Genomic DNA, 16448 nt, shown 5'->3' with positions numbered 1-16448 from the left:
GCCGGTTGCGACCGCGTCCCCTCGCCCAGACTTCATGAACCGCATGACGAAGGCAGGGATCACGATGACATCGACGCGCACGGAAACAGATACGTTCGGCCCCATCCAAGTGGCAAACGACCGCTATTGGGGCGCCCAGGCCGAGCGTTCCCTCGGCAACTTCAAGATCGGCTGGGAAAAACAGCCGGTCGCAATCGTCAGCGCGCTCGGCATCGTCAAGCAGGCCGCGGCCCGCACCAACATGGCGCTCGGTCGCCTGGATGCAACCATTGCCGATGCCATCGTCAAGGCCTCGCAGGAAGTCATCGACGGCAAGCTCAATGACCACTTCCCGTTGGTTGTCTGGCAAACAGGCTCCGGCACCCAGTCGAACATGAACGCCAACGAGGTCATCTCGAACCGCGCAATCGAAATGCTCGGCGGCGTCATGGGCTCGAAGACGCCGGTGCATCCGAACGACCACGTCAACATGAGCCAATCGTCCAACGATACCTATCCGACGGCGATGCACATCGCCTGCGCGGAGCGGGTGATCCATGATCTGCTGCCGGCGCTAAAGCACCTGCACGAGGCGCTCGAAGCCAAGGTCAAGGCGTTCGATCACATCATCAAGATCGGCCGCACCCACACCCAGGACGCAACCCCGCTGACGCTCGGCCAGGAATTCTCCGGTTATGCCGCCCAGGTCGCGTCCTCGATCAAGCGCATCGAGTTGACCCTGCCCGGCCTTTGCGAGCTCGCGCAGGGCGGTACCGCCGTGGGTACCGGCCTCAATGCACCCATCGGCTTTGCCGAGAAGGTCGCGGAAGAAATCGCCAAGATCACCGGCATTGCCTTCACCACGGCACCGAACAAGTTCGAAGCGCTTGCCGCCCACGATTCGATGGTCTTCAGCCACGGCGCTATCAACGCCGCAGCAGCTGCCCTCTTCAAGATTGCCAACGACATTCGCTTCCTCGGCTCCGGCCCGCGCTCGGGCCTCGGCGAGCTCTCGCTGCCGGAAAACGAACCGGGTTCGTCGATCATGCCGGGCAAGGTCAACCCGACCCAGTGCGAAGCGCTCACACAGGTCTGCGTCCAGGTGTTCGGCAACAACGCCGCACTGACCTTTGCCGGCAGCCAGGGCCATTTCGAGCTCAACGTCTTCAACCCGCTGATGGCCTATAACTTCCTGCAGTCGGTACAGTTGCTCGCCGATGCCGCGATCTCCTTCACCGACAACTGCGTCGTCGGCATCGAGGCCCGCGAAGACAACATCAAGGCAGCGCTCGACCGCTCGCTGATGCTGGTGACGGCGCTGGCGCCGAAGATCGGCTACGACAACGCGGCCAAGATCGCTAAGACCGCCCACAAGAACGGCACGACACTGCGCGAAGAAGCCGTCGGCGGCGGTTACGTCACCAACGAAGAGTTCGACGCCATCGTGCGTCCGGAAACGATGATCAGCCCGGCCTGATCCGTATACCCCTGCCGCGGCGCCTTAATCCGCGTCGCGGCTCGGCCCTCGCCCGGATCGACGGGACATTGCATTGTCTGCGTTAAGTCGAATTGTCTTCATTCGCAGAAGCAATCATTAAGACTTCGCAAATCATTTGCCCCTAAAAATCAGTACCTGTAAGCAATGAGTAATATTGGGGGTTTGCGAATGCAAACGGCCACCTCTGGAAAAACGCAAGCTCCGGATATCGCAGCACAAGTAACTCATGCGATGCGCATGATGGGCGTGTCGCCGATACCGCGCAATTACGAGCTTTATTACGAAGCCTACCTCGGTTCGAATCCGCAATTGTCCAAGGAACTCGCAGCTCTCGGCAGCCGCGCGACCCAGGAGGAACTCGACGCGATCGGCGCACAATATTTCAGCCATATCCATCGCTCGACCGGTATCGAGCGCGCCCACACCAGCCTTGCGGCCAAGCTGACCGAACTGGTCAACCTGTTGAAGGACGAGCAATATGCGCTCGAGACTTACAACAAGGTTCTCGACGAAGCCTATGTCAACATAACGAGCAAGAGCGCGTCCAGCGCCGACATCCTGCGCCACGCCATCGGTATCCTCACCGAGGCGACCGCCGACACGATGAGCCAGGGCAAGGAGCGCGTGCAGACCGTGGTGCAGAAGTCCTTCGAGATGGAGGTCATCCGCCAGGAACTCGACGAATACAAGCGGATCGCCAATACGGATTCGCTGACGCGGCTCGCCAACCGCCGTGCCTTCGACGACAATCTCGCCGCCGTCTACAACAACGATCATGAGAAGAACTTCACCGGCCTGCTGGTTGCCGATATCGACCACTTCAAGAAGGTGAACGACACGTTCGGCCATCCGGTCGGCGACAAGATCCTGGCGACGGTCGGCAGCGTCATCCGCGCCAATGTCCGCCGCGACGCCTTTGTCGCCCGCACCGGCGGAGAGGAGTTCGCGGTCATACTCAAAGACAGCAGCCAGGAAGAATGCCTGCAGGTCGCCGATCGCATTCGCACCGTACTGGCCGGCACGCCCTTTAGAAATTCCAAGACCGGCGTCAATTATGGCCCGATCACCCTGTCGGTCGGCGTCTGCATGGCGACCGCCGCGGAGGATGCCGTCGATCTCTACAACAAGGCGGATATCGCGCTCTATTCCGCCAAGAATGCCGGCCGCAACAAGACGATGCTGTTCGAAGACGGCATGCGCAAGGAATCCGGCCGCAACTGGCTGATCTACCGACGTTAGCAACGTCCGAGATACCCTTCATGAAAATGGCGTCCATCGGGCGCCATTTTCATGTCAGCACTCTCGTTCCCTTGGAAACAGCCAGGCCTGATTGCAATCGCTAGAACAGTTGCAACAGGGACCAACGGCTACGGAAAGCACGATCGGTTCCCACAATCCGAGGGGGAGAACCGACATGAAGCGCATTTTTGCAGCCGTCACCGCGATCGTCTTGATGACAGGATCAGCCGCAATCGCCGGCGAAAAGGCACAGGGTCAGATCACCGTCGCCTCCCTCGACAGCAACGCCGCCAAGACCGGTTGGCTTCAGGTCCTGTCGCAAGGCGGCGCCAGCTATAAGGCCAAGCGCGGCGACATCAGCCAGTCACCGATCGCGCGAGAACTCGTCGCCTTCCCTGAGACCGCCGCTCCCGGCACCATCATCATCGACAATTCCGAGCGTCGCCTCTACCACGTCGTCGGCCGCGGCATCGCAGTCAAATACGCCGTCAGCGTTGGGCGGAAGGGGTTTCTGTGGACCGGAACCAACACCGTGAGCCGCAAGGCCGAATGGCCCACCTGGGTGCCGCCCGAGGACATGCGCGTTCGTGAAGCCAAGAAGGGCAAGGTGCTGCCCGCCAGCATGGAGGGCGGCATCGACAATCCGCTCGGTGCCCGCGCCATGTATCTCGGCTCGACGATCTACCGCATTCACGGGACCAACCAGCCGCTGTCGATCGGCAAGGCGATGTCATCAGGCTGCATCCGCATGGCCAACGAGGATGTCGAGCACCTTTATGCCAATGTCCAGCTCGGCACGACTGTGGTCGTTCGCGACTGACCGACCAGTCAAGGCAAGGCGTCCACACTCAGCCTATCGACAGGCGGAGGCACCCGCCTGTCTTGCAATGGCGATCAGTTCCGGCCGGTACTCGAAATGCATGGTGTCGAAATGATACCAGCGGCCGCCCCAGATGAAACCATGCTTCTCGAAGACCTCGACGATCTCCAGCGGATAGCGGTTGCGGTAGGGCGCCGCGCCGCTCTTGCCTCCGCCCGCCCAGCGCCAGTAGCCGGCAAAGCCGGTGTTGAGATCGATCGCCGCGCCAAAACTGTGCACCGAGAGCGTGTGCGCGCCGGCAATGTTGCGCCAGTTGAAGGTCCCGGCACTGGGCACGAGATACCGCTTCAGCTTTGGTCGTGAGGCAAGCTCGCGCCCGACCGCCTGCAACGCCTTGGCCACACCGTGCCTGCTGGTGACGCTCAGGCGCTCGCCGAACCAGTCAACCACGACAAGATCGCGCCTGACGCCCGCAGCACTGCCCCCATAAAGACGTTTCATCAAGGCTTCGCTGCGGATGCGGCCCGGATCGAAATCCACACCCGGCGGCTTGGCACAGGGACCAAGCGGATAGATCTGCGAAAGACTGTCCTCGATATCGCCGGATGCGAGCTTTTCGGCGTGGCTCTTCTGCCTGCCATCATCGATCGGCAGCGCCGGGCCGCCATCGCGCAGGGTCAGCGTGTCTTGGCCGACCTCGGCGACCGCCTCCGGATAGGCCCTGGCGAGCAGTTCGAGCTTTTCGCTGAGCGTCGGCTCGGCCGCCAAGCCTCTGCTGACACAGGCCGAGACAAGCAGAACGGCGGCACCAAGACACGCGCTTATAGATCCACGTCGCATCACGTTTCCATCTCTGGCTTGCGTCGGCTCCGCGGTCGTTCGCAAACCCGCTCGGCCGTTCAGCCTACCACATGGTCTGGGCTGCGCGCTCCGGCCATTCGCGGTCATAGGTATCCCGATCGAAATCGGCCTTGGCGGCCTTCAGCAACGCACCGGGCGTCGGAAGCGTCGCGGGATCGATGAAGCGCTCAGGATTCCAGATCTGCGATCGCATCAAGGCGCGGGCGCACTGGAAATAGACCTCGCCGATGGTGACGACGAGGACGCTGCGCGGGTTCCTGCCATCGATCTCGAAGGAGTCAGTCAGCGCCGGATCGATGCTGACGACGGCGGTGCCGTTGATGCGCATGGTGGTGTTGGATCCAGGCACCAGGAACATCAGCGCCACGCGCGGGTCGCGCACGATGTTGGCGAGCGAATCGACGCGGTTGTTGCCGCGCCAGTCGGGCATCAGAACCGTCTTGTCGTCGGCGACCCGGACAACGCATTCGTCGTCGCCGCGCGGAGAACAGTCGAGCCCTTCGGGACCTACGGTCGCAAGTGCGGCAAAGGGAGATGCCTCGATCATCTGCCGGTACTCTGCGGTCAGCACTTTGGTGACCTTTGCCACCGATGCCTCGCTGACGCCGCCGTAAAGCGCGTTCAATTCCTCGACCGAGGTGATGATCGACATGCCGTCCTCCCGCAAATGCATGATGCCCAAACCGTTATCCGGCTTCATGCAGCCAACTCAATATCAGCAGCGGCGCTCGCCTCGCGAAAGACGGTAACACCGCGGTCGAAGTGATCCTTTCGACGGATAGCATGACGGGCATATGACGGCATCAGCGAAATCTTCCGAAGCCGTATCGGACGCGAGAACGCGGATGCGCGACCAGCCTTCGGTCAGGCAGCAGCCTTTCGATCCTCGGCATGGACGAAAGCATTGATCCTGTCGATCACCGGGCTTGCCGATACGATGCGGCGATGGCCGTAGCCATTCGCCCAGTGAAGCTCGACATTGGGTCCGGCCGCCGCATAGCGGCGCGCATGGTCGGCCGAAACCTCCTTGTCATCTTCCGCATGGATGATCAATGTCGGAACGGCCCGCACCTCAAGGATCCTGGCCGCATCGAAATCCTCCAGCCGGCGGCCGGACAGGCGTTCGACGACGCCTTCGAAGGCGCCCTGGGTTTTGGGTGAAAGGCGAAGAACTTTTCCGAAGCCCTTGAAAAGCCAGGTCATCTCGCTCGGTGCACCGATCAGGACAAGCTTTTTTGCGACATGACTAGGCACGTCGCAAACGAGACCACCGGCCGCACAGGCAAGGCTGGCGCCTCCGAAGGAATGGCCGACGCTGACGTCAAAGCCCCCGAAATGCCGCCAGGCGGCATCGATCGCCCTGACGGCGGCCGGCATCGTCAGCGTCCGCCCCGGCGAGGCGCCATGCCCGGGCCAGTCAAGTGTTACCACCTCGGCTCCGCTGGCAACCAGCCCTTCGATCATGGTGGCGAGATAATCGCTGCGCGATCCCCAGCCGTGAACCAGCAGCACGCGCTTGGCGTTGGCGGCATTGCGCGGGCTCGCGAAATGCCGTGCTAGGACCCACCCGCCGGCATAGGAAAGCGTCACCGGCTCGCCCTTGGCGATCACCGGGACGGCAGCGGCAAGGGCCGCGCGTTCCTTGGCGCTCTTCGGCTTGCGGCCGGGCGTAACACTGAACAGTTTGAAGGCGAGCCGGCCGGCGGCCTCGGGAGAAATGACCGACACGCCGGCAAGCGCATGGCGGATGACCTTGATCGCAAAGGATGCCATAGTGAGAATCTCTTGATATGTTCAATGCTGAACATTATTGTACAACGATGAACAAAAAGCAAGTGATGAACGAACAGCATCATTTCCCCTGGGACCACCCGCGTTTTCGTAGCTGGATTGCAGTCGCGCGCGCCTGTCAGTTGATGCAGCAGACGATGACGCGCTCGCTCGCGCATCTCGACATCAAGCCGCCTCATCTCGACATCCTGATCAACCTCTATCGCTTTGACGGGATCTCGCAGCAGGAGCTTGCCCGCAAGCTGCTGGTGGGGCGGTCCAACATGAGCATGCTGCTGCCGCAGCTGGAAAAACGCGGGCTGATCGAGCGCCGCGGCGACGACAAGGACAAGCGCGTGCTTCGGCTGTCGCTGACACCCACCGGGCGCACGCTGACGGAAGAGGCCATGGAGGTTCAGACCGGCCTCATCGAAAAGTCGATGGAGGGCGCACCGCTCGAGGACTGCATGGTCGTGGCACAATCCATGGAGCGGCTCATCGCCGTTCTGCTCAGGGACGAGAACGAACTCGCCTGACTGCCGGACCGGGCACGAGCCAGTCTTTAGCTGGCTGAGCCTTCCTGTGCCTCGCGGGCTTCCGCTTCCGCCCGCTCGCGCGCGGTTCGCGAGGCGATAATGTCGGACGGCTGCGCGTTGCCTCGGATCAGCTGTCGCCCGGCATAGATGCCGCCGATGGTTTCGAGCGCAAAGCGCTCCTTGTCGAGGTCGCGGAACTCTTCGATCACATCCGCAGCTGTTTCAGCATCCTCGCCCAGAACATTCAGCACTTCAGTGCCAAAAGCGAGCGCCGATTCGAACGTCTCGCGGATCTCGAAGTCCACCCCGGCGTGCAGGAGGTCGATGGCATGACCGCGGTCGAACGCGCGCGCCAGCACGGGCACCAGCGGAAACTCCTCCTTGGCGGTGTGGGCGATCTTGATCGCCGCCGCCTTGTCGTCGACGCAGATGAGGATTGCCCTTGCGGTGGCTGCGCCTGCCGCGTGCAGGATATCGCTGCGGGATCCATCGCCGTAAAAGACCCGGAAGCCGAAGTTCGAAGCGTCGCGCACGAAGTCCGCATCCTTGTCGATCAGCGAGAGCTTGTAACCGCGCGCCAGCAACGGCTGGCTGACGATCTGGCCGAAACGGCCGAAGCCGATCATCAGCACCGTGCCTTCGACATTCTCAGGCACTTCCAGATCGTCAGTCTTCGGCGGCTCGGGTTTGGCGAGACGGCCATGGATGAAGATCGCGATCGGGGTCAGCATCATCGACAGGATGATCGTCGCCGTTAGCGTCGCATTGGCTTCGGCATCGATGATGCCGGCCGAGACGGCGGCGGCATAGAGCACGAAGGCGAATTCGCCGCCCTGCGCCATCAGCACCGCCCGCTCCAGACTTTCGCTGTGGCAGGCACGCAGCAGCCGCGCGACCGCATAGATCAGCACGCCCTTCAGCGCCATATAGGCGAGCACGGAAATCACAACGACCTGCCAGTTGGCGGCGATCACCGACAGGTCGATCGCCATGCCGGCACCAAGGAAGAACAGGCCGAGCAGGATGCCGCGAAACGGCTCGATATCGGCTTCGAGCTGGTGGCGGAATGCAGACTCAGAAAGCAGCACGCCGGCAAGGAAGGCACCCATCGCCATCGACAGGCCGCTCTGCTGCATCGCCAGCGCCGAACCGAGGACCACAAGCAGCGCCGCTGCGGTCATCACCTCGCGTGCGCCCGCGGCTGCCAACAGCCGGAACAGCGGGTTCAACAGGTAACGACCGGCGATCACCAGCGCCACAAGCGCTGCAAAAGCAATGCCGATCGCCATCCAGCGCTCCGACGGCTCGCTCGCAGCCCCGCTGCTGCCAAGCAGGGTCACGAGCACCAGCAGCGGCACGATTGCCAGATCCTCGAACAGGAGGATCGCGATCATGCGCTGGCCCTTCAGCGTCGAAATCTCGTTTCGCTCCTGCAGCATCTGCATGACGATCGCCGTCGAGGTCAGCACGAAGCCGGTGCCGGCGATGAAGGAGGGAATGGGCGCAAAGCCGAGCTCTAACCCGACACCGGTCAGGCCGGCAATGCAGGCGAGCACCTGTGCCGCGCCAAGGCCAAAGATATCCTTGCGCATGCTCCAGAGCTTCGACGGCTGCATTTCCAGCCCGATGATGAACAGGAACATCACGACGCCGAGTTCGGCCACATGGAGGATCGCCTGCGGCTCGGTGAAGAAGCGCAGGCCGAACGGGCCGATCACCAATCCAGCAATGAGATAGCCGAGCACCGACCCGAGCCCGATGCGCTTGAACAGCGGCACGGCAACGACACCGGCGGTCAACAGCACGACCACCTGCATCAGGTCATTCGCATCAGATGCTTCGGCCAATAGACCCTCTCCTTTTCAGATGGTTCAGCGTGGCTTTTCGGTCTTGTCGCGCGACATGCCCTTGTCGGCGAGTTCCTGCTCGTAAGCCGCAAAAAGCTCCTCGCCCTTCTCGCCCAGCTCGCGGAGATAGGTCCAGGTAAAGATGCCGGTATCGTGAAAATCGTCGAAGCCGATCCGCACGGCGTAGTTTCCGGTCGGCTGCACCGAGATGATCTGGACGTTGCGCTTGCCCGGCACGGTCACCCGCTGACCCGGTCCATGCCCCTGCACCTCGGCAGACGGCGAAAGCACCCGCATCATCTCCGCCGAAAGGTCGAAGGTTGCGCCGTCATTGAAGGCGACGACGAGGCGGTGGCGATCTTTCGATACACGCAGTTCCGTCGGCCAGATTTCGCTCATGATGTCTGCTCCTGTTTTCAAGCTCACGCTTAACTGAAGAATCGCCCGTGGAGAATTACCCGGCTTTTCCAATCAACACTTTGCGACAGGATGCGCCTTGACGCGACCACGTTTGCTGGCGACATTGAAGGGGCTGGGAGAAAGACATTTGAACACAGCAGCGATAGTGAAAGCCGGCGCAAGGCCGCTTGAGGACAGAACCGCCCCGATGATCGATCCGTTCGGCCGGGCGATCACCTATCTGCGCGTGTCCGTTACCGATCGTTGCGATTTCCGCTGCACCTATTGCATGGCGGAACACATGACCTTCCTGCCGAAGAAGGATCTTCTGACGCTGGAAGAACTTCACCGGCTCTGTTCCGCCTTTATCGCCAAGGGTGTGCGCAAGCTGCGGTTGACCGGCGGCGAACCGCTGGTACGCAAGAACATCATGTTTCTGGTGCGCGAACTCGGCCGCGAGATCGAGGCCGGGCGCCTTGATGAGCTGACGCTGACGACCAACGGTTCGCAACTTGCGAAACACGCCGCGGAACTGGCCGATTGCGGCGTGCGCCGCATCAACGTCTCGCTCGACACGCTCGATCCCGCGAAATTCCACCAGATCACCCGCTGGGGCGATCTCGGCAAGGTCATCGAAGGCATCGACGCGGCCCAAGCCGCCGGCATCAAGGTCAAGATCAATGCCGTTGCGCTGAAAGGCTTCAACGACGCCGAGATCCCCGACCTGATGCGCTGGGCGCACGGTCGCGACATGGACCTGACATTGATCGAAACCATGCCGATGGGCGAGATCGAGGAAGATCGCACCGATCACTACATGCCGCTGTCGGAAATGCGCCGGCAGCTTGAGCAGCAGTTCACGCTGTCCGACATCGCCTACAAGACCGGCGGACCGGCCCGTTATGTCGAGGTCGCCGAAACCGGCGGCCGGCTCGGCCTCATCACGCCGATGACCCATAATTTCTGCGAAAGCTGCAATCGCGTCCGGCTGACCTGCACCGGCACGCTTTACATGTGCCTCGGCCAGAATGACGCCGCCGACCTGCGCACAGCACTGCGGGCCTCGGACGACGACGTGTATCTCGGCCAGGTGATCGACGAGGCAATCGGCCGCAAGCCGAAGGGCCACGACTTCATCATCGATCGTGAGCACAACCGCCCGGCCGTTGCCCGCCACATGAGCGTCACCGGCGGCTGATCCGCCCTCTTCTCCCCGCCAGCGGGGAGAAGAGCACGCGTGGCAGCGCTCTCGCCTCCCTTGAGCCTTGAGCCTGCGCGGCGGGCCGGACAAAGGTCAACCGCTACGAAGTGAGTCGGGCAAGGATGCGCGATCGACATGTTGGGAATGGCGCCGTAAACGAGCCGAAGCAGTCGAAAACCTGTCGCGTGGCACGTGCCCTCTCCCCGTCTGCGGGGAGAGGATTAGGGTGAGGGGCAGCCGGCAGATGCCGCCCGCCGGCTCGCTCAAGCCGCGTAGTTCGATCCATAGCCACGGCCATAGGCCTGGCTCGCGACCGTCGAGGTACCGGTCTTGAAACGCTCGATCTTTTCGTTGAGCGCCTCGACCTGCCGGCGCAGGCCGTGGATCTCGGCGGTGTTTTCCTCCACCATGGCCGCATTCTGCTGGGTGAGCAGCTCGACCTCGTGCACCGCCGAGTTGACCTCGTTGAGCCCCGTATATTGGTCGGCGGCGGCGGCCTCGATGTTGCTGACGAGCTGATGGATGGTGCCGATGTGGTCGTTGATCACTGCAAGCGCGTCGCCGGTTTCCTTCACCAGCGCCACGCCGCTTCTGACCTGCGCCGAACTGTCGGAAATCAACCCCTTAATCTCACGCGCAGCACCAGCACAACGCTGGGCGAGCTCCCGTACCTCCTGCGCGACCACGGCAAAGCCGCGACCCGCCTCGCCCGCCCGCGCCGCCTCGACGCCGGCATTGAGCGCCAGAAGGTTGGTCTGGAAGGCGATCTCGTCGATGACGCTGATGATCGTGCTGATCTTCTCGGACGAGCGGTTGATCTCCGCCATGGCGTCGATCGCCTTGGCGACGACCTGGCCAGAATGCTTGGCGTAGGAATTGGTCTCGTCGACCGAGACAGTGGTCTTGCGGGCGCTTTCGGCCGTCGAGCGAACGATCTCTGTCAGCTGGCGCAAGGCGCGCGAGCTTTCCTCGAGCGCGGCCGCCTGCTGCTCCGTCCGCCGCGCCAGATCGTCGGCCGAGGCCGAGAGATTGCTGGTGCCGCCGGTGATCTCGCCGGTCACCATACGCACATCGCTGAGCGTGGCGCGCAGTGCCTCGACAGCGTTGTTGTAGGTGCGCGCCATGATCACGTAGTCGGCCGGCAGGTCTTCCGCCATGCCTTCTTCGAGATTGCCGGCGGCAAGCTCCGCCAGCACGTCAGAAAGCGCGTTAAGCGCCTGCATCTGTTCGGCCTCGATCCTGGCACGCTCTTCGGCGCGGCGGGCTTCGTCTTCCGCCGATAACGTACGGGCGGCCTCCGCCTCGCGTCCCAACCGGACGTTTTCGACCGCGTTGTCGCGGAACACCGCTACAGAACGCACCATGTCGCCGATCTCGTCGCCGCGGTTGCGGCCTTCGATCGCCACGTCGAGATCGCCGTTGGCAAGCCGGGTCATCGTCTCGGTCACGCGCTTCAACGGGCCGCGCAGGGTCTCGACCAGCATCAGGCCGCCGACGATTGCAAGCAGCGTTCCGGCCACCATCGCCACGATCGACATGTCAGCCGAACGCTGGCTGTCGACCTTGCCGGCTTCCTGGGCGCTGCTGACGAAGCTTTCCAGCGTCGCACTCGCACCGGCAACCAGTGTCGAGGCCGCGGTCTTGGCTTCCTGCCAGCGCCCGCCGACGTCGATCAGCGCGGCCGTGCCCTTGTCGATGTTGTCGAGCGACGGCTTGAGCTTGGCCGGCAGGTCACGCAGCGCGGCATTCTTGCCACCAAGCTCCGACAGTTTCGCCGCGCTGTCACGAACGGCCTGAATATCGGCCAGCACCAGATCGCGGCCTTCCGCGTCGAGCTTGCGGTGTAGCTCGCTGATATGCAGCCGCGTGCTGTCTAGCCCCTTGAAGGTATCGCCCATCAGCGCGATCAGCGTCTTCAACTGCGAGATCTCGCTGTCCATGCCGACGAAACGCTTGGCGGCTGTGTCGGAGTTCTTGGCCGCTTCCTTGGCGAAGTCGGCCTCGTATTTCGAGAACTTGCTGAGGATCGGCACCAACGCGTTCTTCTTGGTCTCGCTGTCTTCAGCGCCGGCAAGGATCGCCTGGACCTTCAGCGCCAAATCCTTCAGCTCGGCAATCGGCTTTTGAACCTTTTCGGAAGCGATCGTCTCGGCGTCCTCGATCTGCTTGATGAGGTGCGGCAGCAACTTGCCCGCCTGATCGATCTTGGCGTCGGCGTTCGCCGCCATCGTCACCGGTAGGCGGAATTTCTTGATCCGCTCGGCGATCCCCTGATAGGCGGCGGCATCGAACAGCAGCGCCTTGGCAAACGCTTCCTTCTCACCCGATTCCTTGCGGATGATGTCGATCTGTTTGTAGGCGCTGTTGCCCTGCGTCGTCATGTCTGTCAGCGCCGCCTCGAGCGAAGCCGTCACCTGATCCTGTTCGACCTTGATCGACCAGAGCTTTTCGGTCTGGGCGCGCATGGCTTCACCGAGCGACAGCACGGAGGCGATCTCTGACTTGTCAGCCTCGCGCGTCAGTAAGCCGTCAAGCGAACGGACGCCGCTTTCCTGTTCGTCGATCTGGGCGCTGAGCGCCCCTCGCGTTTCTTCGCTCGGCGCATCGGCAAAACTCTGGAGCGCGCTGCGCAGCGCCTGGAAATCCGAGAGATTGTTGATGGTTTCGCGCGTCACGGTCATGTGGCCGTTCAGCGTTCGCGCCGTGAAGAAGCCGATGAGGCCGATACCCGCGATCAGAGCCACCAGAGGAACCACGAAGAGCAGAACCTTCGTGACGATTCGCAGTCGCTGTAATAGACGATCGATGAAAGACATTGCGGACCCCAGATTATTCTTATGTGAGACATGTCCGCGCGGTGGCTTCTTCTTGCTGGAAGCACGGGTGAAATATCGGCGGAAGCACCTCCCAGGCCCCGACCGACATCTCTGGAATGACGCGCCGCCAAGGTTCCGGCGCACGCCATCCACCGATCGCGTCATGCGATTGGAAGCGGAATCATCGATGACGATAGGCAGTGAAACTTAAGATTCCGCGAATAGAAACCGGTTCGGGAGAACGCATTTTCTGCACGGCGGACAGTCTTCGTCCGGGTTGATCTCGCCATTGCCCGAAAATTCTACTTGCGCTGGAAGAAAAATCCGCCGTCGGCGGGTTGGTGTTTGCACAAAATGGCGGCCGATGCTTAAACGGTATGCGAGATCCGGCAACGGATTCGCCTTCCCATCCGCCGTCAGGTTTCCGCCCGATCCGGCGCCGCAGGACAGCCCGCATGCAATGCTCCAGCAATTTCCGCGGCATCGTCTTCATGTGCCTGGCGATGGTCGCCTTCTCCTGCAACGACGCCTTGGTGAAATCGGTGACCGGGGCGATGAATGTCGGCCAAATCCTGTTCGTGCGCGGGCTGCTGACCACCTTGATGGTGATCGTCATCGCCCGGCATTTCCGGGCATTTCGTCCGCTTCGCACCATGATGAAGCCGGTCATCATCCTGCGCATCATCATGGAGGCGCTGGCGTCCATCACCTACATCTCGGCGCTCGGACAGATTCCGCTCGCCAATGCATCCGCGATCATGCAGGCGCTGCCGCTGGCCGTGACGCTCGGCGCCGCCGTATTCCTCGGCGAGCCGGTCGGCTGGCGGCGCTGGACCGCCATCTTCGTCGGCTTCATCGGCGTGCTGATCGTCCTTCGCCCGGGGCCGGAAGGTTTTACACCGGCCGCACTCACGGTCGTTGCCTGTGTCTTCTGCACAGCCACGCGCGATCTTTGCACCCGCCGCATCGACCACGACATCCCCTCGCTCTACATCACGGTGACGACGGCGCTCGTGACGACCCTGGTCGGTGCCGCAATGATCGTACCGCTTGGCGGATGGCAGTCGATGTCCTCGACCACGCTGACCCACATCGCTGCCGCAAGCCTGCTTCTGATGGTCGGATACCAGACGATCGTGCTTGCCATGCGCGGTGGCGATATCTCCGTTATCGCGCCCTTTCGCTACACCAGCCTGCTGTTTGCGATCACGATCGGCATTTTCTTCTTCTCGGAGAAGCCGGATGCATGGATGCTGCTTGGTGTTGCCGTGATCATCGGTTCCGGCCTCTACACCTTCTATCGCGAGAGCCGGCGCGGCAAGAAGCCGATAGCCCAAAGCTCGCTGACCGGACCGCTCGAATAGGAACAACGAAAGCCCGATGCCAACAGTCAAGACACCAGATGCGAGACACCCACCGTGGCCGGCCGTGATCCTTGCCGGCGGGCTTTCACGCCGGATGGGTCATCCGAAGTCCGGATTGAGCCTCGGCGGAAAGACGATGCTATCGCGGATTATCGACAGGCTCCGGCCACAGGTCGCAAGCATCGCCATCAACCTCAACGGCGCAGCCGAGCAGAAGACGATCGTGGGGCATCCTGTCATCGCCGATACCGTGCCCGGCTTTCTTGGCCCACTCGCCGGTGTATTGACCGCCATGCGCCACACGGCCGCCATCACGCCGGCAGCAACGCATGTCCTCGTCGTGCCCACCGATACGCCCTTCTTCCCGCACGACCTCGCCCAACGCCTGACCGATGCGATGACGCAGCGCGAGCAGATTGCCGTTGCGTTATCCGATGACGCCCTGCATCCGCTTTTTGCCCTATGGCCGGTCGCGCTCGCCGATGACCTAGAACACTGGATCACAACCGACCCAAAACGCCGCGTGCGCGCCTTCATCGAGCGCCATCCATCGGTCACGGTCGATTTTCCGATGACCACCACAGCCAGTGGATTGTTCGACCCCTTCTTCAACGTCAACACACCAGACGATCTGCTGCGGGCAGAGGAATGGCTTCGCATTCTCGGGGAGAACAGCGCATGACTGCGACGAAAATCTTCGGCATCGCCGGCTGGAAGAATTCCGGCAAGACCGGGCTTATGGTCCGGCTTGTCAGCGAACTGACACGGCGCGGCTTCGTCGTCTCGACCGTCAAGCACGCTCATCATGACTTCGACATCGACAAGGTGGGCGCCGACAGCTACCGCCACCGGGAGGCAGGCGCCCACGAAGTCACGATCGTGTCAGGCACGCGCTTCGCGATCATGCATGAACTGCGCGGCGGGCCGGAACCGAGTTTCGAGGAAATCATCGCCCGGCTCGCCCCGTGCGATCTGGTTCTGGTCGAAGGCTACAAGCGCGAGCCGATCCCGAAGATCGAGTCCCGTCGGCTGGAATCGGCCAACCGCGAACCTCTGGCTCCGACCGATCCGCATATCTGCGCCATTGCCGCCGATCACCCGGTTACGGACACGGATCTGCCCGTGTTCGATCTCGACGACACGAATACGATTGCCGATTTTGTCGAGCGCGTGACCGGCTTGCAAAGCAACAGCGGCGCTCGTTAACGCCGTCATGTCATTGCTGAGCAAGCGAAACGCAGGGCTTACCCGCGCGAAGTCACGACACGCGGTCGAACAGAGTCAGTTGGTGGCGCCGACTGTCATTTCATCGGGAATATCGTTGAGGCGGACGAAGCTGTAGCCCTTTGCCTTTAAGTCGAGAATACCGCGAGCGACGCCGGCGCCGGCGGCGTGCGTCGGCTGGTTGATATGGGCGATGATGACGTCGCCGTCCCGGGCGTTGCGGATGCGCTTCTCTGCCATGGCCGCCCCGAGCAGCGACCCGCCGTCGCCATTTACGGAATAGCCGGCGATGCGGTAGCCCATTTCGCGGATCTGGCTCATCGAGGTGTGGGTGTATTTCGCCGTCGCGCCGCGGAACCAGCGTGGTGCGGCAAGGCCATGCGCCTTGATTGCGGCCGCGCCACCGTCGACCTCGGCCGCAACGGCAGCGCTCGAGCCTGCCGCAGCCAACCCATAGACAGAGACCTTGATGTCGATCGGCGGCACATGCATGGCGCCATGATCCTCGATCTCGAACAGGTCCGGGTGCGCCTTCATCATCTCGACCACCAGCCCGTTGCGCTTCAACCAGCGCGCCGTCACAAAGATCGTCGCCGGAATGCGGTTCTCGATCAGGGTTCCGAGGATGCGCATGTCGGTTGCGCCGCTGCAGGCGTCAAGCGTCAACGCCACGCGCGGAGGTTGGTCCCTGCCCAAAGGATTGCTCGGAAGCCGCAGGTCCGGTTCGACGAGTGCCGGCGCCGCAGTGGCGGACTGGGCAAACAGGGCAAGGGAGGCAATGAGAAGAGCAGCGGTTTTCATGGCAATCCGGAATGAAGAAGAAGAATGGAAACGGCAGAAACCCGCCCTGTGACGGGCGGGTTTCCGAAGATTTGCGCGGGCGACTGTGCCCGC

General features: G+C 62.3%; 15 protein-coding genes. 8 read left to right on the top strand and 7 right to left on the bottom strand.

Going from position 1 to position 16448, the window contains the following annotated elements:
• Window positions 1–34 precede the first annotated feature (34 nt).
• The 3 genes from fumC (at window position 35) to ASD03_RS16225 (ending at window position 3536) form a co-directional block, all read left to right on the top strand.
• Window positions 35–1456, top strand: coding sequence for a class II fumarate hydratase (fumC, locus tag ASD03_RS16235; protein WP_107027596.1), 1422 nt, complete (start codon window positions 35–37; stop codon window positions 1454–1456).
• A 189-nt stretch (window positions 1457–1645) separates the two neighbouring features.
• Window positions 1646–2716: a GGDEF domain-containing protein gene (locus tag ASD03_RS16230; RefSeq protein ID WP_025427244.1), complete on the top strand. Its 1071-nt coding sequence runs from the start codon at window positions 1646–1648 to the stop codon at window positions 2714–2716.
• 175 nt (window positions 2717–2891) lie between these two features.
• A complete protein-coding gene (locus ASD03_RS16225) occupies window positions 2892–3536 on the top strand; it encodes a L,D-transpeptidase (protein ID WP_025427245.1) in 645 nt (214 codons plus the stop codon).
• Between the two features lie 33 nt (window positions 3537–3569).
• Here ASD03_RS16225 and ASD03_RS16220 read toward each other — a convergent pair whose 3' ends face one another.
• From ASD03_RS16220 to ASD03_RS16210, 3 genes are all read right to left on the bottom strand, one after another.
• On the bottom strand, window positions 3570–4376 hold the full coding sequence (locus ASD03_RS16220; protein WP_057214302.1) for a M15 family metallopeptidase: 807 nt from the start codon (window positions 4374–4376) through the stop codon (window positions 3570–3572).
• Between the two features lie 64 nt (window positions 4377–4440).
• A complete protein-coding gene (locus ASD03_RS16215; RefSeq protein ID WP_025427247.1) occupies window positions 4441–5049 on the bottom strand; it encodes a pyridoxamine 5'-phosphate oxidase family protein in 609 nt (202 codons plus the stop codon).
• A gap of 212 nt (window positions 5050–5261) precedes the next feature.
• Window positions 5262–6170 (bottom strand): alpha/beta fold hydrolase, encoded by a 909-nt coding sequence (locus ASD03_RS16210; RefSeq protein ID WP_025427248.1) that lies wholly within the window; start codon window positions 6168–6170, stop codon window positions 5262–5264.
• A 47-nt stretch (window positions 6171–6217) separates the two neighbouring features.
• Here ASD03_RS16210 and ASD03_RS16205 point away from each other — a divergent pair, with 47 nt between their 5' ends.
• Window positions 6218–6703, top strand: coding sequence for a MarR family transcriptional regulator (locus tag ASD03_RS16205; RefSeq protein WP_025427249.1), 486 nt, complete (start codon window positions 6218–6220; stop codon window positions 6701–6703).
• A 26-nt stretch (window positions 6704–6729) separates the two neighbouring features.
• Here the strand turns inward: ASD03_RS16205 and ASD03_RS16200 are convergent, their stop codons facing one another.
• Both ASD03_RS16200 and ASD03_RS16195 read right to left on the bottom strand, forming a co-directional pair.
• A complete protein-coding gene (locus ASD03_RS16200; protein ID WP_025427250.1) occupies window positions 6730–8550 on the bottom strand; it encodes a monovalent cation:proton antiporter-2 (CPA2) family protein in 1821 nt (606 codons plus the stop codon).
• Window positions 8551–8574: 24 nt separating this feature from the next.
• Window positions 8575–8949: a DUF971 domain-containing protein gene (locus ASD03_RS16195; protein ID WP_025427251.1), complete on the bottom strand. Its 375-nt coding sequence runs from the start codon at window positions 8947–8949 to the stop codon at window positions 8575–8577.
• Between the two features lie 148 nt (window positions 8950–9097).
• Between ASD03_RS16195 and moaA the strand changes: the two genes are divergently transcribed.
• Window positions 9098–10147: a GTP 3',8-cyclase MoaA gene (gene moaA / locus ASD03_RS16190; protein WP_025427252.1), complete on the top strand. Its 1050-nt coding sequence runs from the start codon at window positions 9098–9100 to the stop codon at window positions 10145–10147.
• Between the two features lie 266 nt (window positions 10148–10413).
• Here moaA and ASD03_RS16185 read toward each other — a convergent pair whose 3' ends face one another.
• Window positions 10414–12966: a methyl-accepting chemotaxis protein gene (locus ASD03_RS16185; RefSeq protein ID WP_025427253.1), complete on the bottom strand. Its 2553-nt coding sequence runs from the start codon at window positions 12964–12966 to the stop codon at window positions 10414–10416.
• A gap of 455 nt (window positions 12967–13421) precedes the next feature.
• Here ASD03_RS16185 and ASD03_RS16180 point away from each other — a divergent pair, with 455 nt between their 5' ends.
• From ASD03_RS16180 to mobB, 3 genes are read left to right on the top strand one after another with little or no spacing between them, the layout of a single operon-like run.
• Complete coding sequence (locus ASD03_RS16180; protein ID WP_057214299.1) at window positions 13422–14330, top strand: DMT family transporter; 909 nt, start codon at window positions 13422–13424, stop codon at window positions 14328–14330.
• A gap of 16 nt (window positions 14331–14346) precedes the next feature.
• Window positions 14347–15012 (top strand): molybdenum cofactor guanylyltransferase MobA, encoded by a 666-nt coding sequence (mobA, locus tag ASD03_RS16175; protein ID WP_051509168.1) that lies wholly within the window; start codon window positions 14347–14349, stop codon window positions 15010–15012.
• Window positions 15009–15536 carry a molybdopterin-guanine dinucleotide biosynthesis protein B gene (gene mobB / locus ASD03_RS16170; RefSeq protein ID WP_025427256.1) on the top strand — a complete coding sequence of 176 codons (528 nt, stop codon included), beginning with the start codon at window positions 15009–15011 and terminating at the stop codon, window positions 15534–15536. Before mobA ends, mobB begins: the two co-directional genes overlap by 4 nt.
• A 75-nt stretch (window positions 15537–15611) precedes the next feature.
• Here mobB and ASD03_RS16165 read toward each other — a convergent pair whose 3' ends face one another.
• Complete coding sequence (locus ASD03_RS16165) at window positions 15612–16355, bottom strand: polysaccharide deacetylase family protein (RefSeq protein ID WP_025427257.1); 744 nt, start codon at window positions 16353–16355, stop codon at window positions 15612–15614.
• Window positions 16356–16448 lie beyond the last annotated feature (93 nt).

Source organism: Ensifer sp. Root127, assembly GCF_001425225.1.
Lineage (GTDB): Bacteria > Pseudomonadota > Alphaproteobacteria > Rhizobiales > Rhizobiaceae > Ensifer > Ensifer canadensis.
Note: the sequence above shows the minus strand (reverse complement) of the source record. Positions and strands in the feature narration are given on the sequence as shown.